Source organism: Streptomyces sp. NBC_01335 (assembly GCF_035953295.1).
Taxonomy (GTDB): domain Bacteria; phylum Actinomycetota; class Actinomycetes; order Streptomycetales; family Streptomycetaceae; genus Streptomyces.
In genome coordinates this window covers 1,961,987-1,979,042 of the sequence record NZ_CP108370.1, presented here as the reverse complement: position 1 = coordinate 1,979,042, position 17,056 = coordinate 1,961,987, and the positions used below count along the sequence as shown (strand labels likewise).

The 17,056-nt window shown below is 73.6% G+C and carries 16 protein-coding genes and 1 riboswitch; of the genes, 8 read left to right on the top strand and 8 right to left on the bottom strand.

What is annotated here, in order from left to right; translation table 11 throughout:
• Positions 1–19: 19 nt before the first annotated feature.
• Positions 20–1,915: an anthranilate synthase family protein gene (locus tag OG599_RS08150; protein ID WP_327175283.1), complete on the bottom strand. Its 1,896-nt coding sequence runs from the start codon at positions 1,913–1,915 to the stop codon at positions 20–22.
• A 273-nt stretch (positions 1,916–2,188) separates the two neighbouring features.
• On the opposite strand from OG599_RS08150, the gene OG599_RS08145 reads away from it, so the two are divergent.
• On the top strand, positions 2,189–3,535 hold the full coding sequence (locus OG599_RS08145) for a class II 3-deoxy-7-phosphoheptulonate synthase (protein ID WP_327179962.1): 1,347 nt from the start codon (positions 2,189–2,191) through the stop codon (positions 3,533–3,535).
• 204 nt (positions 3,536–3,739) lie between these two features.
• Complete coding sequence (locus OG599_RS08140) at positions 3,740–4,021, top strand: (2Fe-2S)-binding protein (protein ID WP_327175282.1); 282 nt, start codon at positions 3,740–3,742, stop codon at positions 4,019–4,021.
• A 92-nt stretch (positions 4,022–4,113) separates the two neighbouring features.
• On the opposite strand, the gene bfr is transcribed toward OG599_RS08140, so the two are convergent.
• The gene (bfr, locus tag OG599_RS08135; RefSeq protein ID WP_327175281.1) at positions 4,114–4,593 is read right to left on the bottom strand and encodes a bacterioferritin; all 480 of its coding nucleotides are present in this window, start codon (positions 4,591–4,593) and stop codon (positions 4,114–4,116) included.
• A 152-nt stretch (positions 4,594–4,745) separates the two neighbouring features.
• Between bfr and OG599_RS08130 the strand changes: the two genes are divergently transcribed.
• The gene (locus OG599_RS08130; protein ID WP_327175280.1) at positions 4,746–5,378 is read left to right on the top strand and encodes a sulfite oxidase-like oxidoreductase; all 633 of its coding nucleotides are present in this window, start codon (positions 4,746–4,748) and stop codon (positions 5,376–5,378) included.
• 28 nt (positions 5,379–5,406) lie between these two features.
• Here the strand turns inward: OG599_RS08130 and OG599_RS08125 are convergent, their stop codons facing one another.
• The 5 genes from OG599_RS08125 to thiO form a co-directional block, all read right to left on the bottom strand.
• Positions 5,407–6,270: a deoxyribonuclease IV gene (locus tag OG599_RS08125; protein WP_327175279.1), complete on the bottom strand. Its 864-nt coding sequence runs from the start codon at positions 6,268–6,270 to the stop codon at positions 5,407–5,409.
• A gap of 2 nt (positions 6,271–6,272) precedes the next feature.
• The gene (pknB, locus tag OG599_RS08120) at positions 6,273–8,225 is read right to left on the bottom strand and encodes a Stk1 family PASTA domain-containing Ser/Thr kinase (RefSeq protein ID WP_327175278.1); all 1,953 of its coding nucleotides are present in this window, start codon (positions 8,223–8,225) and stop codon (positions 6,273–6,275) included.
• A 107-nt stretch (positions 8,226–8,332) separates the two neighbouring features.
• The gene (locus tag OG599_RS08115) at positions 8,333–9,127 is read right to left on the bottom strand and encodes a thiazole synthase (protein ID WP_327175277.1); all 795 of its coding nucleotides are present in this window, start codon (positions 9,125–9,127) and stop codon (positions 8,333–8,335) included.
• Between the two features lie 2 nt (positions 9,128–9,129).
• A complete protein-coding gene (gene thiS, locus OG599_RS08110) occupies positions 9,130–9,351 on the bottom strand; it encodes a sulfur carrier protein ThiS (protein ID WP_327175276.1) in 222 nt (73 codons plus the stop codon).
• Positions 9,348–10,592: a glycine oxidase ThiO gene (gene thiO / locus OG599_RS08105; RefSeq protein WP_327175275.1), complete on the bottom strand. Its 1,245-nt coding sequence runs from the start codon at positions 10,590–10,592 to the stop codon at positions 9,348–9,350. Before thiO ends, thiS begins: the two co-directional genes overlap by 4 nt.
• Positions 10,590–10,701, bottom strand: a riboswitch (TPP riboswitch). It overlaps the preceding gene by 3 nt.
• Positions 10,702–10,805: 104 nt before the next feature.
• Here thiO and OG599_RS08100 point away from each other — a divergent pair.
• The 5 genes from OG599_RS08100 to OG599_RS08080 all read left to right on the top strand — a co-directional run bounded on the left by OG599_RS08100 (position 10,806) and on the right by OG599_RS08080 (position 15,358).
• Positions 10,806–12,041, top strand: coding sequence for an NAD(P)/FAD-dependent oxidoreductase (locus tag OG599_RS08100; protein ID WP_327175274.1), 1,236 nt, complete (start codon positions 10,806–10,808; stop codon positions 12,039–12,041).
• Between the two features lie 135 nt (positions 12,042–12,176).
• Complete coding sequence (locus OG599_RS08095) at positions 12,177–12,542, top strand: Rv2175c family DNA-binding protein (RefSeq protein ID WP_327175273.1); 366 nt, start codon at positions 12,177–12,179, stop codon at positions 12,540–12,542.
• A 78-nt stretch (positions 12,543–12,620) separates the two neighbouring features.
• Entirely contained in the window at positions 12,621–13,265 is a 645-nt protein-coding gene (gene thiE / locus OG599_RS08090; RefSeq protein WP_327175272.1) for a thiamine phosphate synthase, read from the top strand.
• A gap of 170 nt (positions 13,266–13,435) precedes the next feature.
• Positions 13,436–14,353, top strand: coding sequence for a methylenetetrahydrofolate reductase [NAD(P)H] (gene metF / locus OG599_RS08085; protein ID WP_327175271.1), 918 nt, complete (start codon positions 13,436–13,438; stop codon positions 14,351–14,353).
• A gap of 54 nt (positions 14,354–14,407) precedes the next feature.
• The gene (locus tag OG599_RS08080) at positions 14,408–15,358 is read left to right on the top strand and encodes a hypothetical protein (protein ID WP_327175270.1); all 951 of its coding nucleotides are present in this window, start codon (positions 14,408–14,410) and stop codon (positions 15,356–15,358) included.
• 110 nt (positions 15,359–15,468) lie between these two features.
• Here OG599_RS08080 and OG599_RS08075 read toward each other — a convergent pair whose 3' ends face one another.
• Positions 15,469–16,980, bottom strand: coding sequence for a phytoene desaturase family protein (locus tag OG599_RS08075; protein WP_327175269.1), 1,512 nt, complete (start codon positions 16,978–16,980; stop codon positions 15,469–15,471).
• Positions 16,981–17,056: the final 76 nt, after the last annotated feature.

Genomic DNA, 17,056 nt, shown 5'->3' with positions numbered 1-17,056 from the left:
TCGGCCGCGTACCGCGCGTTCAGCCGCGTACCGGCAGCCCCGCCAGCAGTTCGGTGACGATCGCCGCGCCCCGCAGCGTCAGCACCGACTCCGGGTGGAACTGCACCGAGGCGAACCCGTCGCCGCGCAGCGCGTACAGCTCGCCGGTGGCCTCGTCCCGGCTCACCTCGATGCCGTGCGCGCCCAGCTCGGCGGTGGCGGCGTCGTCGCACCGCGCCGCGAAGCTGTTGTAGAACCCCACCGTCTCCGGCCGGCCGAACAGCTCGATCCGCGTCTGCGCCCCCTGATGGGGCACCGCCTTGCGCACCACCTCCAGGCCCAGCTCCGCCGCGATCAGCTCATGGCCCAGGCACACACCCAGCAGCCCGTCCCGGTGGTCGCGCACCAGCTCCGCCGCGACCGAGCGCAGCAGCACCATCTTGGCGTCGGCGGGGTCGCCCGGGTTGCCCGGCCCGGGGCCCAGCACCACCGGCCCCCGGTGCGCCCGGACGGTCTCCCGCAGCTCCGGGGCGTCGAAGCGGAGGACCGACACGTCGAGCCCCGAGGCGCGCAGCAGATGCGCCAGCATCGAGGTGAAGGTGTCCTCGCCGTCCACCACCAGCGCGTGGCCCGACATCGCCCGCGTCGGCTCCTGCATCCGCAGCCAGAACGGCGCCAGCCCGCCCCGCCGGTCGTCCAGCGCCGACTGCACCCGGGGGTCGGTGGCCAGCTGCGGCCCGGTCCGCTCCTGCGGCCGCCGGCCCGGCCGCACCCCGAGGGCGGCCAGCACCCCCGCCGCCTTGGCGTGGGTCTCGGCGACCTCGCCGTCCGGGTCCGAGTGGCGCACGAGGGTGGCGCCCACCGCCACCGCGAGCCCGCCGTCGGCGGCGATGTCGGCCGTACGGATCAGGATCGGCGAGTCGAGGGTCTGGGCGCCGTTCGCGTCCCGGCGCAGCAGCGCCAGCGCGCCGCTGTAGTAGCCGCGCCCGGCGGGCTCGTACCGCCGGATCACGCGGCACGCGTTCTGCACCGGGGAGCCGGTGACGGTCGCCGCGAACATGGTCTCCCTCAGCACCTCCCGCACGTCCAGCGTCGACTTCCCGCGCAGCTCGTACTCGGTGTGGGCGAGATGGGCCATCTCCTTCAGCCGGGGCCCGACCACCACCCCGCCCATGTCGCCGACCGTGCACATCATCTTCAGTTCCTCGTCGACCACCATGGAGAGCTCCTCGGTCTCCTTGCGGTCGGCGAGGAAGCCCAGCAGGCTCTCGACGGTCGGCCCCTGTTCCGGGTAGCGGTACGTCCCGCTGATCGGGTTCATCACCACCGTGCCGCCGGACATCCGGACGTGGACCTCCGGGCTGGCGCCGACCAGGGTCCGGCCCCGCGGGCCGCCGGTGTGCACCACGAACGTCCAGTACGCGCCGCGCTCGCCCTCCAGCAGTCTGCGGAAGAGCGCCAGCGCGTCCGCCCGGCCGTAGCCGGGGATCTCGCCCCGGAACGTGCGCCGGATCACGAAGTTCGCGCCCTCGCCCTGCCCGATCTCGTCCTCGATCACCCGCCGGACGATCCCCGCGTACTCCTCGTCCGGCACGTCGAACGCGCCGCCCGTGACCCGTACCTCGTGCGGGGGCAGCGCCGCCAGCACCTCGGCGAGCGGCAGCTCGTACGACTCGTCGGCGACCAGCACCGCGAGCGGCGTCCCGTCGTCGGTCACGTCGAAGCCCCGCTCGGCGATCTGCCGGTAGGGCACCAGGGCCAGCGAGGGCAGCTCGCCCACCGGCAGGTCGGCGAGGCGCGCCACCTCCCGGACCTCGCCGGTCAGCACCTCGACGGTGTCGTGGTCGCGGCCGGGCGTGCGGCGGCGCAGCAGGGCGAAGGGCGGGGCGTCGTCCCGGAGGAGGCGGTCGACGAGAGAGGCGGCGCGGTGCGGCATGAGCGTTCCTTCCAAGGGATTTCCAAGGGTTTCCCAGGGGGAGGAACCGCTCCGCGAAAGCAGAAAAGGCCGCCCCTCGGGGCGGCCTTCGCGAAATGTTCAGCGCGAACTGTCAGCGGGCCGCCGTCGAGCGGGCCACCACCAGTTCTGGGTCGTGTGCGTGAACATGCGGCGATCCTAGCGCCACGGCGCGCGATCGTGCGAGCCGTCGTCTCAACTGCTGAGCGACCGGTTGGACGCAGCCCGTGACCCCGTAGGCTGGTGCCCGTGACCGTGAACGCCAATACCTCCGTCGCCGGTGGCAACACCTGGCGAGACCTTCCCGCGGCGCAGCAGCCCGAGTACCCCGACTCCGAGGCGCTGCGCGATGTACTCGCGGACCTCGCGTCGTATCCGCCGCTCGTCTTCGCGGGCGAGTGCGACCAGCTGCGCGCCCGCATGGGAGCCGTCGCCAAGGGCGAGGCGTTCCTGCTGCAGGGCGGCGACTGTGCAGAGGCCTTCGACGCCGTGTCCGCCGAGCACATCCGGGCCAAGCTGAAGACGCTGCTCCAGATGAGCGCCGTCCTGACCTACGCGGCGGCCGTCCCGGTCGTCAAGGTGGGCCGGATCGCCGGACAGTACTCCAAGCCGCGCTCCAAGCCGACCGAGACCCGCGACGGGGTGACCCTGCCGACATACCGCGGCGACTCCGTCAACGGCTTCGCCTTCACCGAGGCCGCCCGCGTCCCGGACCCCCAGCGGCTGAAGCAGATGTACCACGCGTCCGCTTCCACGCTGAACCTCGTCCGCGCCTTCACCACCGGTGGCTACGCCGACCTGCGCCAGGTGCACGCGTGGAACCAGGACTTCGTGCGGTCGTCCCCCTCGGGGCAGCGCTACGAGGCGCTGGCCCGCGAGATCGACAACGCCATGAACTTCATGAAGGCCTGCGGTACCGACCCGGCCGAGTTCAAGGCGGTCGAGTTCTACTCCTCGCACGAGGCGCTGCTGCTCGACTACGAGACGGCGCTGACCCGCACCGACTCGCGCACCGGCGAGCTGTACGACACCTCCGGTCACATGGTCTGGATCGGTGAGCGCACCCGCCAGATGGACGGCGCGCACATCGAGTTCGCGTCGAAGATCCGCAACCCGATCGGCATCAAGCTCGGTCCGTCGACCTCCGTCGACGAGGCGCTCAGCTACATCGACCGCCTGGACCCGGAGCGCGAGCCCGGCCGGCTGACCTTCGTCGTCCGCATGGGCGCCGACAAGGTCCGCGACAAGCTCCCCGAGCTGGTCGAGAAGGTCACCGCCTCCGGCGCGGTCGTCGCCTGGGTCACCGACCCGATGCACGGCAACACCTTCGAGGCCGCCTCCGGCCACAAGACGCGCCGCTTCGACGACGTCCTGGACGAGGTCAAGGGCTTCTTCGAGGTGCACAAGGGCCTGGGCACCCACCCGGGCGGCATCCACGTCGAGCTCACCGGCGAGGACGTCACCGAGTGCGTCGGCGGCGGCCACGAGATCCTCGTGGACGACCTGCACCAGCGCTACGAGACGGCCTGCGACCCGCGGCTCAACCGCAGCCAGTCGCTCGACCTGGCCTTCCTCGTCGCGGAGATGTACCGCGACCAGTGAGTCCGCGACCGGTGGCCGGTGCCCGGTGCCCGGTAGCCGGTAGGTCCGCGAAGGGCCCGCGCCGACGCGCCCGTGGGGCACGGATCCATGTGATCCGTGCCCCACGGGCGTTCCGGGGCTTTTGCCCACCCGCTCCGATGGGTAAGGTTAGGTTTGCCTCACCGCGTCGGGGGGTGCCCGCACGCTCCCCGGGAGGTGAACCGCATGTACGTCTGCTCCTGCTTCGGCGTCACCGAACAGCAGGTGAAGCAGCATGCGGAGGCCGGTGCCTGCACCCCCCGGCAGATCGCCTCCGCCTGCAAGGCCGGCACCGACTGCGGTGGCTGCGTCCGCCGTATCCAGGCGCTGCTGGGCCGGGGCGAGTGCCCGCGCCGCGAACTGCTGGAGCGCCGCGCCGACCCGCTCGCCGCCTCGGTGGGTCCGTCGGCCGACCCGCCGGCCGCCTCCGTGCAGCCACCGGCCGCCGCGTTTCCCGAAGCCGCCTGACCGGGGCCGTCTGACCGAAGCCGCCTGACCGGGGCCGCCTGACCGGGGCCGTCTGACCGGGGCCGCAGGCCCTTCCGCCGTCGACCGGTGGGTCAGCCCTCCGGCTGCTCGATCTGCTGGGCGATGTAGAGGGGCTCGCCGAGTTTCTCCACCAGCTCCAGCTGGGTGTCCAGGTAGTCGATGTGGTGCTCCTCGTCCTCCAGGATCGTCTCGAAGATGTTGGCCGAGGTGATGTCGCCCTTCGCCCGCATGACCTCGATACCGCGCTTGAGGCGGTCGATCGCCTCGACCTCCACCTGGCGGTCGGCCTGGAACATCTCCGTCACCGTCTGGCCGACGCGCACGTGGAAGAGGCGCTGGTAGTTCGGGAGGCCGTCGAGGAAGAGGATCCGGTCGGTCAGGATCTCCGCGTGCTTCATCTCGTCGAACGACTCGGCCCGGGTGTACGTGGCGAGCTTCGTCCAGCCGAAGTTGTCCTGCATCTTCGCGTGCAGGAAGTACTGGTTGATCGCAGTCAGTTCGGCCGTCAGCTGTTCGTTCAGGAACTCGATGACCTCGGGGTCGCCCTGCATTGCAGAGGCTCCTTCCAACCGGTGTACCGGACAGTTGGGCGCATCCTCGCACCGCGCCCCCCGGCCGTCCAGTAAGTACATGCTTAGTAGGTATTGCCCGGTTGGTCCCCGCCTGGTCACCAGCACCCTTGCCTGTCTGTCACCATGGAGGCATGGGTCAGCCGGAGAGCGAGGGATACCGCGTATCGGGGCAGTCCGAGCTTCCGCCGGGCCAGCGTCTGCAACGCGGGTGGCCGGTGACCCACTACGGGCCCGTGCCCAAGTTCCGCCCCGAGCGCTGGGAATTCCGGGTCTTCGGAGCCACCGCCGACGGCGGGAAGCACTGCTGGAACCACGAGGAGTTCTCGGAACTCCCCTTCTCCTCGGTCGTCGCCGACCTGCACTGCGTGACCAAGTTCTCCATGCTGGGCTCCGAGTGGGGCGGCGTACCCGCCTCCGTGGTCCTCGGTCTCGCACCGCCCGCCGACGACGTCACCCATGTGATGGTGTGGGCCGAGTACGGCTTCTCCTCGAACCTCCGACTAGCCGACTTCGCCTCGGAGCGCACCCTCTTCGCCACCCACAAGGACGGCGACCTGCTCACCGCCGAGCACGGCTTCCCGCTGCGCCTGGTCGTCCCGCACCTGTACGCCTGGAAGGGCCCGAAATGGGTCCGCGGCATCGAGTACATGACGGCCGACCGCCGCGGGTTCTGGGAGGAGCGCGGCTACCACAACATCGGCGACCCGTGGAGCGAGCAGCGCTACTCCTACCAGGAGAAGCCCGGGGACGGCCCGGAGCTCTGAGCCCGCAGGGGCCCGCCCGCCCGGGACCTCAGCCACCCACGGAGTCCCGCAGCTCCTTCAGCCGCGCCACGTCCGCCGCGTGCCCCTCTTTCCCGCCCGGTGTCTCGATGACCAGCGGCACCCCGGCCGTCGCCGGGTGTGCGAACAGCTCCCGGAACGGCTCCGCGCCGATGTGGCCCGAGCCGATGTTCTCGTGCCGGTCCTTGTGGGCGCCGACCACGTCCTTGGAGTCGTTGGCGTGGATCAGCTTCAGCCGCCCCTCGCCGACCGTCTCCACCAGCAGGTCCAGGGTCTGCCGCATCCCGGACGGACCGGCCAGGTCGTGGCCCGCCGCGTAGATGTGGCAGGTGTCCAGGCAGACGCCCAGCCTGGGGTGGGAGTCCAGCGCCTCGAAGTACGGTCCGAAGTCCCAGGTCCGCGAGCAGAGCGAGGACCCCTGGCCGGCGGTGGACTCCAGCAGCAGATCGGGATCGTCGTCGTGGGTCAGCTCGTCCAGCAGCGGGAGCATGTGGTCACGCACCTGCGCCAGCGCCTCCTCGCGCGGCCGGCCGCCCGTCGCCGAACCGGTGTGGACGACGACGCCCAGCGCGCCGATCTCGCGCGCCCGGCGCAGCGAGTGCCGTAGCGACTCCACGGACTTCTCCACGGTCGCCTCGGTGTGCGAGCCGAAGTTGATCAGGTACGGGGCGTGCACGTACACCGGCATGTCCCGGGCCTCGCACTCCTTGCGGAACAGCTCGTCCTGATCGGGCTTCCCCGCCGGAGTGGCCCAGCCACGCGGGTTCGCGACGAAGACCTGGACGGTCTCGGCCGCCAGCTCGTCGGCGTAGCCGAGGCCGGTCTTCACCAGCCCGCCGGCCACCGGGACGTGTCCGCCCACCGGGTTGCGCATGTTCACAGTCCCTTGGTCCTGATGGTGATGGTCGATCCTTCCGCGGCCCGGCCGCCGCCGTCGACGGACTGGCTCCCGACCGTGTCGCTGAAGGAGAGGAACGGCCGGTCGACCTTGACCTCGAACCCGGCGTCCTCCAGGAGGTCCCGCGCCTCGTCGACGTCCTTGCCGGTGACGTCCGGCACCTCGATCATCCGGGGACCCTTGGAGACGGTGAGCTGGACGGTGTCCCCCTCGGCCGCCTCGGCGCCGGGGGCCGGGGTCTGCTCGGCGACGTCGCCGGCCGCCTCCGGGGAGTTGACCCGGCCGGGCTTCGCCTCGGCCTTGAGCCCCTCCTCCTCCAGGGCGGCGGTGGCGTCCTCGACGGAGAGCCCGGAGACGTCCGGCACGTCGACCGGGGCGCCCTTGCTCACGACCAGTGCCACGGCGGAGTCGGGGTGGCGGCCGGTGCCCGCCCCGGGGTCCGTACGGACCACCTCACCGCGCCCGACCTCCTCGCTGAACTCCCGGGTCACCATGCCCGGCGCCAGACCGGCCTCCTTCAGGGACCGGCGCGCGTCGGCCAGCGAGGTCCCCGCCACGTCGGGGACCTCCACGATCTCCGGCCCCCGCGAGACGACCAGCTTCACCGACTCGTTGCCCCGGACCCGGTCGCCGGGCGCGGGGTCGCTGCTGATCACCGAGCCCCGGTCGACCGTGTCGCTGTACGCCCTGTCGACGGACTTCACGTCGAGCCCGGCCGCCGTGAGCCGCTTCTCCGCGGTCGCCTGGGTCTGGTTGAGGAGCGAGGGGACCTGGGTGAACTGGCCCGAGTTGATGTACCAGACACCGCCCCCGATCAGCAGCACCACCAGCAGCGCGGTGACCGCGGCCCAGACCCCGCGGCGCGGCCGGCCCCCGGAGCCTCCCGCCCGCGCCGACCGCCGGGGCCGGCCGGGCGCTACCGAGGCGGTGGCGGCGGCGGGCATCTCCAGCCGGCTCGTCCGGTGGGTGGCGCCCCGGTCCTCGGCCACGGCGCGCGGCAGCACGCTCGTACGGTCCTCCGCGCCGGAGACGCCCGAGGCGCCGGCCGGGGCGTGCGCCCGCGGCGGTACGGCGTCCAGCTCCGCGTCGCTCAGCAGGGCCCTGGCCTCCAGGGTCTCGGAGAGCAGCACCACCGCGTCCTGCGCGCGGGCCCGGGCGTCGCGCGCGGTGGCCCCCGCCACCAGCGCGTCCAGCGCCGGGGAGAGCCCGGGGACGGCGGCGGAGGGCGGCGGCACGTCCTGGTTGAGGTGCTGGTAGATGATCTGGGCCGCGTTCTCGCCGGTGTGCGGTTTGGCGCCGGTCAGCATCTCGTACAGCACGACACCGCAGGCGTACACGTCGGAGCGGGTGTCCGCGGTGCCGTGCTCGATCTGCTCCGGGGCGAGATAGGAGACCGTGCCCAGCAGGGAGCCGGTGGTGTCGGTGGCGGTGCCGACCGCGCGGACCAGCCCGAAGTCGGCGACCTTCACCCAGCCGTCGTCCCCTATCAGGACGTTCTCCGGCTTCATGTCGCGGTGCACGAACCCCGCCCGGTGCGCCGCGCCCAGCGCCGCCAGCACCGGCTCCAGGATGTCGAGCGCGGCGCGCGGCTGGAGCGCCCCCCGGTCCCGCAGCACCTCGCGGAGCGTGCACCCCGCGACGTACTCCATGGCGAGGTAGACGTACGCGCCCTCGGCGCCCTGGTCGAAGACGGACACCACGTTGGGGTGCGCGAGGCGCGCCACCGACTTCGCCTCCCGGATGAAGCGCTCGACGAAGGAGGCGTCGGCCGCGAGCGCCGGATGCATCACCTTGAGGGCGAGCACCCGGTCGAGCCGGATGTCCACGGCCCGGTAGACCGTGGCCATCCCGCCCACGGCGATACGCGCGTCGACGCGGTAGCGGCCGTCGAGCAGCCGTCCGAGCAGCGGGTCCTGGAGGGTCGTGTCCACCCGACGAGTCTACGAGCCGCCGCCGGCACCCCGGACGCCCCGGAGCGGGCCCGGGGCCGTATCGCAGCCGAGCCGTGACAACACGGCCGCCCGGGACCGTCCGCCGGTCAGAACGCCGGGCGCTCCGGGTCGAGCACCGCCCGGCCCTCCACCGGGGAGGACGCCTCGGCGAAGTGCCGGCGGGGGATGCGGCCCGCCCGGCGGGCGAGACGGCCGCCGTCCACCGCGTGGCGCATCGCCGACGCCATCAGCTCCGGCTCCTGCGCCCGGGTCACCGCCGAGGCGAGCATCACCGCCGCGCACCCCAGCTCCATCGCCAGCGCCGCGTCCGAGGCGGTGCCCGCACCGGCGTCCAGGATCACCGGGACCCCGGCCCGCTCCACGATCAGCTCGAAGTTGTGCGGGTTGCGGATGCCGAGACCGGAGCCGATGGGGGAGCCGAGCGGCATGACCGCCGCGCAGCCCACGTCCTCCAGCTTCCGGGCGAGCACCGGGTCGTCGTTGGTGTACGGCAGCACGGTGAACCCGTCGTCGACCAGGATCTCCGCCGCGTCCAGCAGCTCGACCGGGTCCGGCAGCAGGGTCCGCTCGTCGGCCACCACCTCCAGCTTCACCCAGTCGGTACCGAGGGCCTCCCGGGCCAGCCGGGCGGTCAGCACCGCCTCGCCCACGGTGAAGCAGCCCGCGGTGTTGGGCAGCACCTGGATGGAGAGGCGCTCCAGGACGGAGAGGACCGAACCCTGCACGGTCGGGTCGAGCCTGCGCATCGCGACGGTGGTCAGCTCGGTGCCGGAGGCGACGAGCGCCCGCTCCAGCACGTCCAGGCTGGGGGCGCCGCCGGTGCCCATGATCAGCCGGGAGGAGAACGTACGCCCGGCCAGCTGGAAGAGGTCGTCGGACATGGTCAGCCTCCCTGTACCGCGGTGAGGACCTCGACCCGGTCGCCCCCGGCGAGAGCGGTGGAGTCCCAGGCCGAGCGCGGCACCACGCTCTCGTTGACGGCGGCGGCGACCCCGGAGGGCGCCCGGGTGAGGGTCGCCACCAGGGCGCCCAGGGTGGTGCCGGCGGACACGTCGCGCGGGTCGCCGTTGACGGAGACGCTCACGGTGGCGGTCGGGTCACTCATGCGTACTGCTCCTCGCGCGCGGGGACGACTGGGACGGTGAAGCGGCCCGGCGCGAACGGGCGGGCCACATCCGGCAGCTCGCCGGTGGTCAGCGCGTGCGCCATGGCGTCGCCGGTGACGGGGGTGAGCAGCACCCCGTTGCGGCCGTGGCCGGTGGCGACGAGCAGCCCCGGCAGCGCGGTCGGGCCGAGCACCGGCGCGTTGTCCGGGGTGGCGGGACGCAGCCCGGCCAGGGTCTCGGTGAGCGGCAGCTCGGTGATGCCCGGCACCAGCTCGTGGGCGTCGCGCAGCAGCTCGTACACCCCGCCCGCCGTCACCGTGGTGTCCCAGCCCATCTCCTCGCTCGTCGCGCCGACGACCAGCTCGCCGTTCTCGCGCGGTACGAGGTACAGGTCCTGGCCCCGCACCACCGCGCGCACGGTCCGGCTGAGGAAGGGGGCGTACGCGCGCGGCACGGTCAGCCGCAGCACCTGGCCCTTCACCGGGCGCACCGGCGGGGCGACGCCCTCCGGCAGTCCGGGGAGCCGGCCGCTGAGGCTTCCGGCGGCGAGCACCACTTGGCCGGCCGAGACCGCCGTGCCGTCCGCGAGCAGCGCACCGGACGCCCGCCCGCGCGCGACGTCGAGACGCTCGCAGGGGCTGCGGTGGAAGTCCACCCCGGCCCGCTCGCAGGCCGTCAGCAGGGCGGTCGCCAGCCGGCGCGGGTCGACCTGGTGGTCGCCGTCCACCCGCAGCCCGCCCCGCACGCCCGGCGCCAGCATCGGCTCAAGACGCCGGCACTCGCGCCCCGACAGCCACTGCGCCTCCAGGCCGGACCGCTCCTGGAGGGCGTGCAGTTCGCGCAGGTGCGCCCGGTCGTCGGAGTCCAGCGCCACCGCGAGGGTGCCGCAGGCGCGGAAGCCTGTCTCCCGGCCGCTCGCCGCCTCCAGCTCCGCCACGAACTCCGGATAGCGGGCGGCGGAGGCGAGGTTGAGCCCGAGCAGCATCTGCTCGCCGTAGTGGAGTTCGGTGACGGCGGCCAGCATCCCGGCGGCCACCCGGGCGGCCCCGCCGCCCGGTTCCGGATCGGCGACGGCCGTCCGCAGCCCCGCCTGCGCCGCCCGCCAGGCGGTCACCAGGCCGATGATGCCGCCCCCGACGACGAGCACGTCGTACGAGGGCCCCCGGCGGTCGGCGCCGCTCGTGCCCCCGCCCGCCGTGTCCCCGCCCGCGGCGGAGGACGGTTCCTGTGATGCACGCATGGGCGTCCAGCCCCTCCCTTCGCCGGCATGACCCGGATCAGGTTCGTACGGTCGGAGGCCGCCAGCCTCCCTCTCAGCCCGGTGCGTCCGGGCTCCCGCGAGTGTCTTTCCGCAGCCACCCTAAACCCCGCCGTCCGCGCGGTACGAGTCAGTCGCCGGGGCGGCCCGCCCACCCCGATGACTGAGGGCGCGTCAGGTGCTTAGGGTGGGTGCGTGAGCGAACAGAGCGAGCAGCGGGCACCGGAGCACGGCGTCGTCGTCGTCGGAGCGGGCATGGCGGGTGTACAGACCGCCGTCGCGCTGCGGGACCAGGGGTACACCGCGCCCATCACCCTGATCGGCGCGGAGCCGCACCAGCCCTACGACCGGCCGCCGCTCTCCAAGGCCGTGCTCCTCGGCACCGCCGAGCACTCCGCCTTCGGCATCGACTTCGAGGCGCTCGACGTCGGGCTGCGCCTCGGGCTCTCCGTCACCGGCCTGCGCCCCGCCGACCGGGAGGTGGACACCCCGGACGGCCCGGTGCCGTACGACGTGCTGGTCGTCGCCACCGGCGCCGAACCTCTGACGCTGCCCGGCGCCGCCGGGGTCCCCGGCACCCACCTGCTGCGCACCCTGGACGACGCGGCCCGGCTGCGGCCCGTCCTCGCCCAGCGCCACGACGTCGTCGTGGTCGGCGCCGGCTGGATCGGCGCCGAGTTCGCCACCGCCGCCCGCGCCGCCGGCTGCACGGTCACCGTCGTGGAGGCCGCCGACCGTCCGCTCGCCGGGGTGCTGCCCGCCGAGGTCGCCGCCCCCATGGCCGGCTGGTACGCCGGCGGCGGCGCCACGCTCCTCACCGGCGCCCGGGTCGACCGCGTCGAACCCGGCGCCGTGGTCCTCTCCGACGGCCGCAGGCTCCCGGCCGGTGCGGTGGTCGTCGGCATCGGCGCCCGCCCCGCCACCGGCTGGCTCACCGGCTCCGGCCTCGCGCTCGGCCCCGACGGATCGGTGACCGCCGACGCCTGGCTGCGCACCTCGGCGCCCGGGGTGTACGCCGTCGGGGACTGCGCCTCGTACCCCTCCGCGCGCTACGGCGCACGCCTCCTGGTGCACCACTGGGACAACGCGCTCCAGGGGCCGCGCACGGTCGCGGCGGGCATCGCGGGGGCTGTGGAATCCGGTGCCCCGGAGCCGTACGACCCGGTGCCGTACTTCTGGTCCGAGCAGTTCGGCCGGTTCGTCCAGTACGCCGGGCACCACGCGGACGCCGACACCCTGCTGTGGCGCGGCGACCCCGCCGACGAGGAGTGGACCGTGCTCTGGCTGCGCGACGGCGCGCTGGTCGCCCTGCTGGCGGTCGGCCGTCCGCGCGATCTGACCCAGGGCCGCAAGGTGATCGCCGCGGGCGGGGCCGTCGACCCCGAGCGGGCCGCCGACCCCGCCGTGCCCCTGAAGTCCGCCGTCCGCTGAACCCCGGGGCGCCGCTCGCGCGCGCCCTCACGGGCCCGTCCGACCCCCGCGCGACCTGCGCGGACGCCGTCCTGACGTGGTCCGTACGGTCGGCCCGGCTTCCGGCTGTCGGTCCCAGATGGCACGCTTGTCCTCGTGACCGAGATTGACGCAAAGATCGATGCTCTCGTCCCTGCCTGGCTCCACCTCCCCGACATCGCGGAACTCCTCGATGTCCAGGTGACGCGCGTGCGGCAGCTGGTGAAGGAAGGCCAGCTGATCGCGGTGCGCCGCGGTGAGAACCGGACGCTCCAGGTGCCTGCCGCCTTCATCGACGGCGACAAGGTGGTCAAGGGCCTCGCGGGGACCCTGACGCTCCTGAGGGACGACGGCTATTCCGACGAAGAGATGCTGGACTGGCTCTTCACCCCCGACCCGACCCTGCCGGGAACCCCCGCGCAGGCGCTGAGCGAGAATCGCGGGACGGAGGTGAAGCGCCGCGCCCAGGCGCTCGCCGTCTGACCGAGACGACCGCACACGTGGTCGCGGGCCGTGCACTCCACGGCCCGCGCCCGCGGTGACCCACGGGGGAACTCCTTCATGTCCACGCCGCGCCACCTGCTCGCCGACGCCCGTCTCTACCTGTGCACGGACGCCCGCAGGCGGCAGGGCGACCTCCCCGAATTCCTCGACGCCGTGCTCTCCTCCGGAGTCGACATCGTCCAGCTGCGGGACAAGGGCATGGAGGCCGCCGAAGAGCTGGAGCACCTCCAGGTGTTCGCGGAGGCCTGCGCACGCCACGGCAGGCTCCTCGCCGTCAACGACCGCGCGGACGTCGCCCACGCCGTCGGCGCCGACGTGCTCCACCTCGGCCAGGGCGACCTGCCGGTCCCCGCCGCCCGCGCGATCATCGGCGACACCCCGCTGATCGGCCGCTCCACGCACGCCGAGTCGGAGGTGGACGCGGCCGCCGCGCAGCCCGGCGTCGACTACTTCTGCACCGGCCCCTGCTGGCCCACCCCGACCAAGCCCGGCCGCCACGCCCCCGGCCTCGGCCTGGTGCGGTACGCCGCCTCCCTGGACACCCCCCGCCCGTGGTTCGCCATCGGAGGCATCGACGCGGGCAATCTCGACGAGGTGCTGGACGCCGGCGCCCGGCGCGTCGTGGTGGTCCGCGCGATCACCGAGGCCGACGACCCGGCCGGGGCTGCGGCCGCCCTGGCGAAGCGCGTCCGCGAGCGCTGACCCCCCGCCCCGTCGACACCCGCCCGTCGTCACCCGTGCGGCGGACCCGCGCCGGGGGCCGGAGCACCGGGCGGGAGCGCGCTGTCCGAGGCGTGGACAGTATTCACTGCAATACGGACATATGTCCCGCTCTGGTTGGGGGACGGCCACACCCTGGTTAACCTCGCGGTATGGCCCTTGGCACCTCCTCCACCCGGACGGACCGCGCACGCACCGTGCGTGAGCTGCTCGCGTCCGGCAAGACGTCGTACTCCTTCGAGTTCTGGGCACCCAAGACCGAGAAGGGCGAGCGGAACCTCTGGAACGCGCTGCGCCGGGTCGAGGCCGTGGGCCCCAGCTTCGTCTCCGTGACGTACGGAGCCGGAGGATCCACCCGGGCGGGCACGGTCCGGGCGACCCAGCAGATCGCGGCCGACAGCACGCTCACCCCCGTCGCGCACCTCACCGCGGTCAACCACTCCGTCGCGGAGCTGCGCAACATGATCGGCCAGTACGCCGACGCCGGGATCAGGAACATCCTCGCGGTGCGCGGAGACCCGCCGGGCGACCCGATGGGCGAGTGGGTCGAGCACCCGGAGGGCGTCCGGTACGCCGCCGACCTGGTGCGGCTCATCAAGGAGTCCGGCGATTTCTGCGTGGGCGTCGCCGCGTTTCCCGAAATGCACCCCAGGTCGACCGACTGGGAAGCGGACACCCGCCACTTCGTGGACAAATGCCGGGCCGGTGCCGACTACGCCATCACCCAGATGTTCTTCGAACCCGACGACTATCTCCGGATGCGTGACCGCGTGGTCGCCGCGGGTTGCGATACGCCCATCATTCCCGAGGTCATGCCGGTCACCAGCGTCAAGCAGCTCGAACGCTTTCCCCAGCTGAGCAACGCGGCCGTGCCCCGGGCCCTCGAAGAACGCATCCACGCCGTCAAGGACGATCCGGCCGCTGTACGCTCCATTGGCATCGAGTTCGCAACGGAGTTCTGCGCGAAGCTGCTGTCCGAAGGTGTGCCCGGACTTCACTTCATCACGCTCAACAACTCGACGGCAACGCTCGAAATCTACGAAAATCTCGGACTGCACAAGCAGTCGTGACCGGCCGTACCCGCCCCCGATCCGGCGGCGGCGGCCGTAGAAGGTGGGGCGGGCGTGGGCTGGACGGTCCTCTACATCGCTTTCGGCGTGGTGGCGTTGTGGCTGCTGGGTGAGGTGCTGCTGCAGTACAAGGCACGGCTGCGCTGGAGGCTTCTCGCCTTCTCCGGATTCCTCTGCGTGGTGCTCGGCGTCCTGATCCCGTCCGTGCTGGTCATCGTCGCGGGCGCGATCGCCTTCGCGGTGGGCCAGACCTACGTGACGCTCTCCTTCCGGCGGGGCTTCTCCACCGGGTGGGCCATAGGGGGCAGCCCCGGGGCCAGCCGCCGTCGCCGCGGCGAACGGCGCCCCGCCAAGGAGGAGCCCGTCCTCGAGGTCTCCGACCTGGAGTACGAGGAACCGGCCGCGCCCGCGCGGGACGAACAGGCCGCCGTGTACGAGCCGGAGCCCATGCCGGAGGAGACCGGCCAGTACGGCGTGTACAGCCCGAGCACGAGCCCGTACGCCCAGCCGAGCGGCGACCAGGAGTACCAGGAGCAGTACCAGCAGGAGCCGCAACCGGCCGGTGCCCAGCCCCAGTTCGCCGCCCACGACCCGTACGGCGGCTACGGCGAGCCCGCGCAGAACCCCTCGTACGACGGCGGGTACGCCTACGGCACCGACCAGCACAGCTATGCGGCGTACTCCGACCCGTACATCGGTACGGGCGGCACGGCCGCCGGGTCGTACGCGTCCTACGACGCCTACGGCAACAGCACCGGCTACGACCCCGGGGCGAGCGGGTACGACGGCTACCCGAACCAGCAGCAGTACAGCGAGCCGTACACCGCCCAGCCGTACTCCGCCGACACCCCGCCGGGCGGTGTCTGGGTGCCGCAGCAGCGCGAGGGCGAGCAGTACCCGCAGGGCACGCCCGCTCCGTACGGCAGCGGCTACCCGGCCGGTGACGACGGATACGGCAACGGCACCGGCCACGACCCCGGCCAGAACGAGCAGTACCGCTACTGAGGCCGACGACAGCGGCGCGCCCCCTCGCGGGAGGGGACGCGCCGCTGTCGTCGTGTCAGGGCTCAGTGCTCACGGCTCAAGGTTCGGAGCTCGCGGCTCGCGGCTCCGGCTCACCGGGAGCCCTGGAAACCGTCGCCCTCCACGATCAGCCCGGCGACCAGGGCGCCCGACATCCCCGCGTGCGCCAGGCCGCCCCCGGGGTGCGACCAGCCGCCCGCCAGATAGAGCCCCGGCAGCCAGGTGCGGTTGGCCGCGTGCAGCCGGGCCCCCGCCGCCCCCGCCAGCGCGGGTGGCGGCACCGAACCGCCGGGCGCTCCCGTCTGCGCCTCCGTCTCGGCGGGGGTGCGCACCTCGGTGTCGAGGACCCGCCCGCGCAGACCCGGTACCGCCTTTTCGGCGGCGGCGACCACCGTCGCGGTGTACCGCTCGCGCAGGGCGGGGTCGTTCCAGACCACCGGGCCGTGCGGGGCGACCGTGGCCACCAGCGTCACCGCCTCGTGGTCCTCGTCCGGCCGGGTCGCCGGGTCGTCGGGCCGCAGCACGGTGACCGTGGGCACCTCGGCGAGCCGCCCCCCGAAGAGTGCCGCCTGCTCCGCCGCACCGTCCGGGGCGTGCACCACCGTCCGGTGCGGGGCCCCGGCGTCCCGGCCGCCGCGCAGCGAGAGCATCACCGTGAACCGGCCCGGCAGCGGCCCCGCCCCGGGGTGCGGCTGCACCGGTACGTCCCCCGCGGCCGACGCCCCCGGCGCAAGCCCGGGGCCGGGGCGTACGCCCAGCACCACGTGGTCGGCCTCGGCCGGCGTACCGTCCGCCAGCTCCACCCCGGCCGCCCGGCCGTCCTTCTCCACGACCCCGACCACCTCCGCCCCGAACACGAACTCCACCCGCCGCGCCAGGCACCGCTCGTACAGCGCGTCGGCCAGCGCCCGCATCCCGCCCGCCACGTACCAGGTGCCGAAGGTCTCCTCCATGTACGGCAGCAGCGCGGCGCTCGCCGGGGCCTCGCGCGGGTCGAGGCCGTACGCCAGGGCGTAGCCGTCCAGCAGGGCGGCCAGCCGGGGATCGGCCAGCTCCCACGCGCCGACCTCGGCCAGGGTGGCGGCCCGCCGCGCGCCGCGCAGCAGCCGGCGGGTCCGCACGGCCGGGTACGGGTCACGGCCGAGCACCTGCCAGTCCGGCCGCAGCGGCTCCTCCAGCAGCGGCCGCCGCGAGCGGTCCCAGGCGTCCCGGGCCCGGTCGAGGAACGCGCCCCACCGGGCCCCCGCACCCCCGCCGAGCGCCCCGTCCAAGGCGGCGACCACCCCGGCCCGGGAGGCGTTGGGAAGCGAGACCCGGGTGCCGTCCGCGAAGACGTGATGGCTCGCCGGATCGACCTGGCTCAGCGTCACCCGCTGCTCCAGGGACTCCTTGCCGGTCTTGACGAAGAGGTCGCGCTGCACGGCCGGCAGATGCAGCAGCGCCGGACCGGTGTCGAAGACGAAGCCGTCCCGCTCGTGCCGCCCCAGCGAGCCGCCGTACGTGTCCGACCGCTCGTACACCGTCACCCGGTGGCCTGCCACCGCGAGCCGGGCAGCCGCCGCCATGGCGCCCGTCCCGGCGCCGATCACCGCAATTCGTGCCATGCCGGTGACTTTATCGAGCCCCGGCGGGAGGGCTCCCACCCCCTGCGGGCCGGACCTGCCCTTTGGGGCGGACCCA

Coding starts and splice junctions, on each gene's coding strand:
- OG599_RS08130 (WP_327175280.1), top strand. CDS start 4,746: ATGGGTCAGCCGGAGAGCGAGGGATACCGCGTATCGGGGCAGTCCGAG.
- thiE (WP_327175272.1), top strand. CDS start 12,621: ATGTCCACGCCGCGCCACCTGCTCGCCGACGCCCGTCTCTACCTGTGC.
- OG599_RS08115 (WP_327175277.1), bottom strand. CDS start 9,127: ATGTCCGACGACCTCTTCCAGCTGGCCGGGCGTACGTTCTCCTCCCGG.
- OG599_RS08150 (WP_327175283.1), bottom strand. CDS start 1,915: ATGCCGCACCGCGCCGCCTCTCTCGTCGACCGCCTCCTCCGGGACGAC.
- bfr (WP_327175281.1), bottom strand. CDS start 4,593: ATGCAGGGCGACCCCGAGGTCATCGAGTTCCTGAACGAACAGCTGACG.
- OG599_RS08140 (WP_327175282.1), top strand. CDS start 3,740: ATGTACGTCTGCTCCTGCTTCGGCGTCACCGAACAGCAGGTGAAGCAG.
- thiO (WP_327175275.1), bottom strand. CDS start 10,592: ATGCGTGCATCACAGGAACCGTCCTCCGCCGCGGGCGGGGACACGGCG.
- thiS (WP_327175276.1), bottom strand. CDS start 9,351: ATGAGTGACCCGACCGCCACCGTGAGCGTCTCCGTCAACGGCGACCCG.
- OG599_RS08075 (WP_327175269.1), bottom strand. CDS start 16,980: ATGGCACGAATTGCGGTGATCGGCGCCGGGACGGGCGCCATGGCGGCG.
- metF (WP_327175271.1), top strand. CDS start 13,436: ATGGCCCTTGGCACCTCCTCCACCCGGACGGACCGCGCACGCACCGTG.
- OG599_RS08125 (WP_327175279.1), bottom strand. CDS start 6,270: ATGCGCAACCCGGTGGGCGGACACGTCCCGGTGGCCGGCGGGCTGGTG.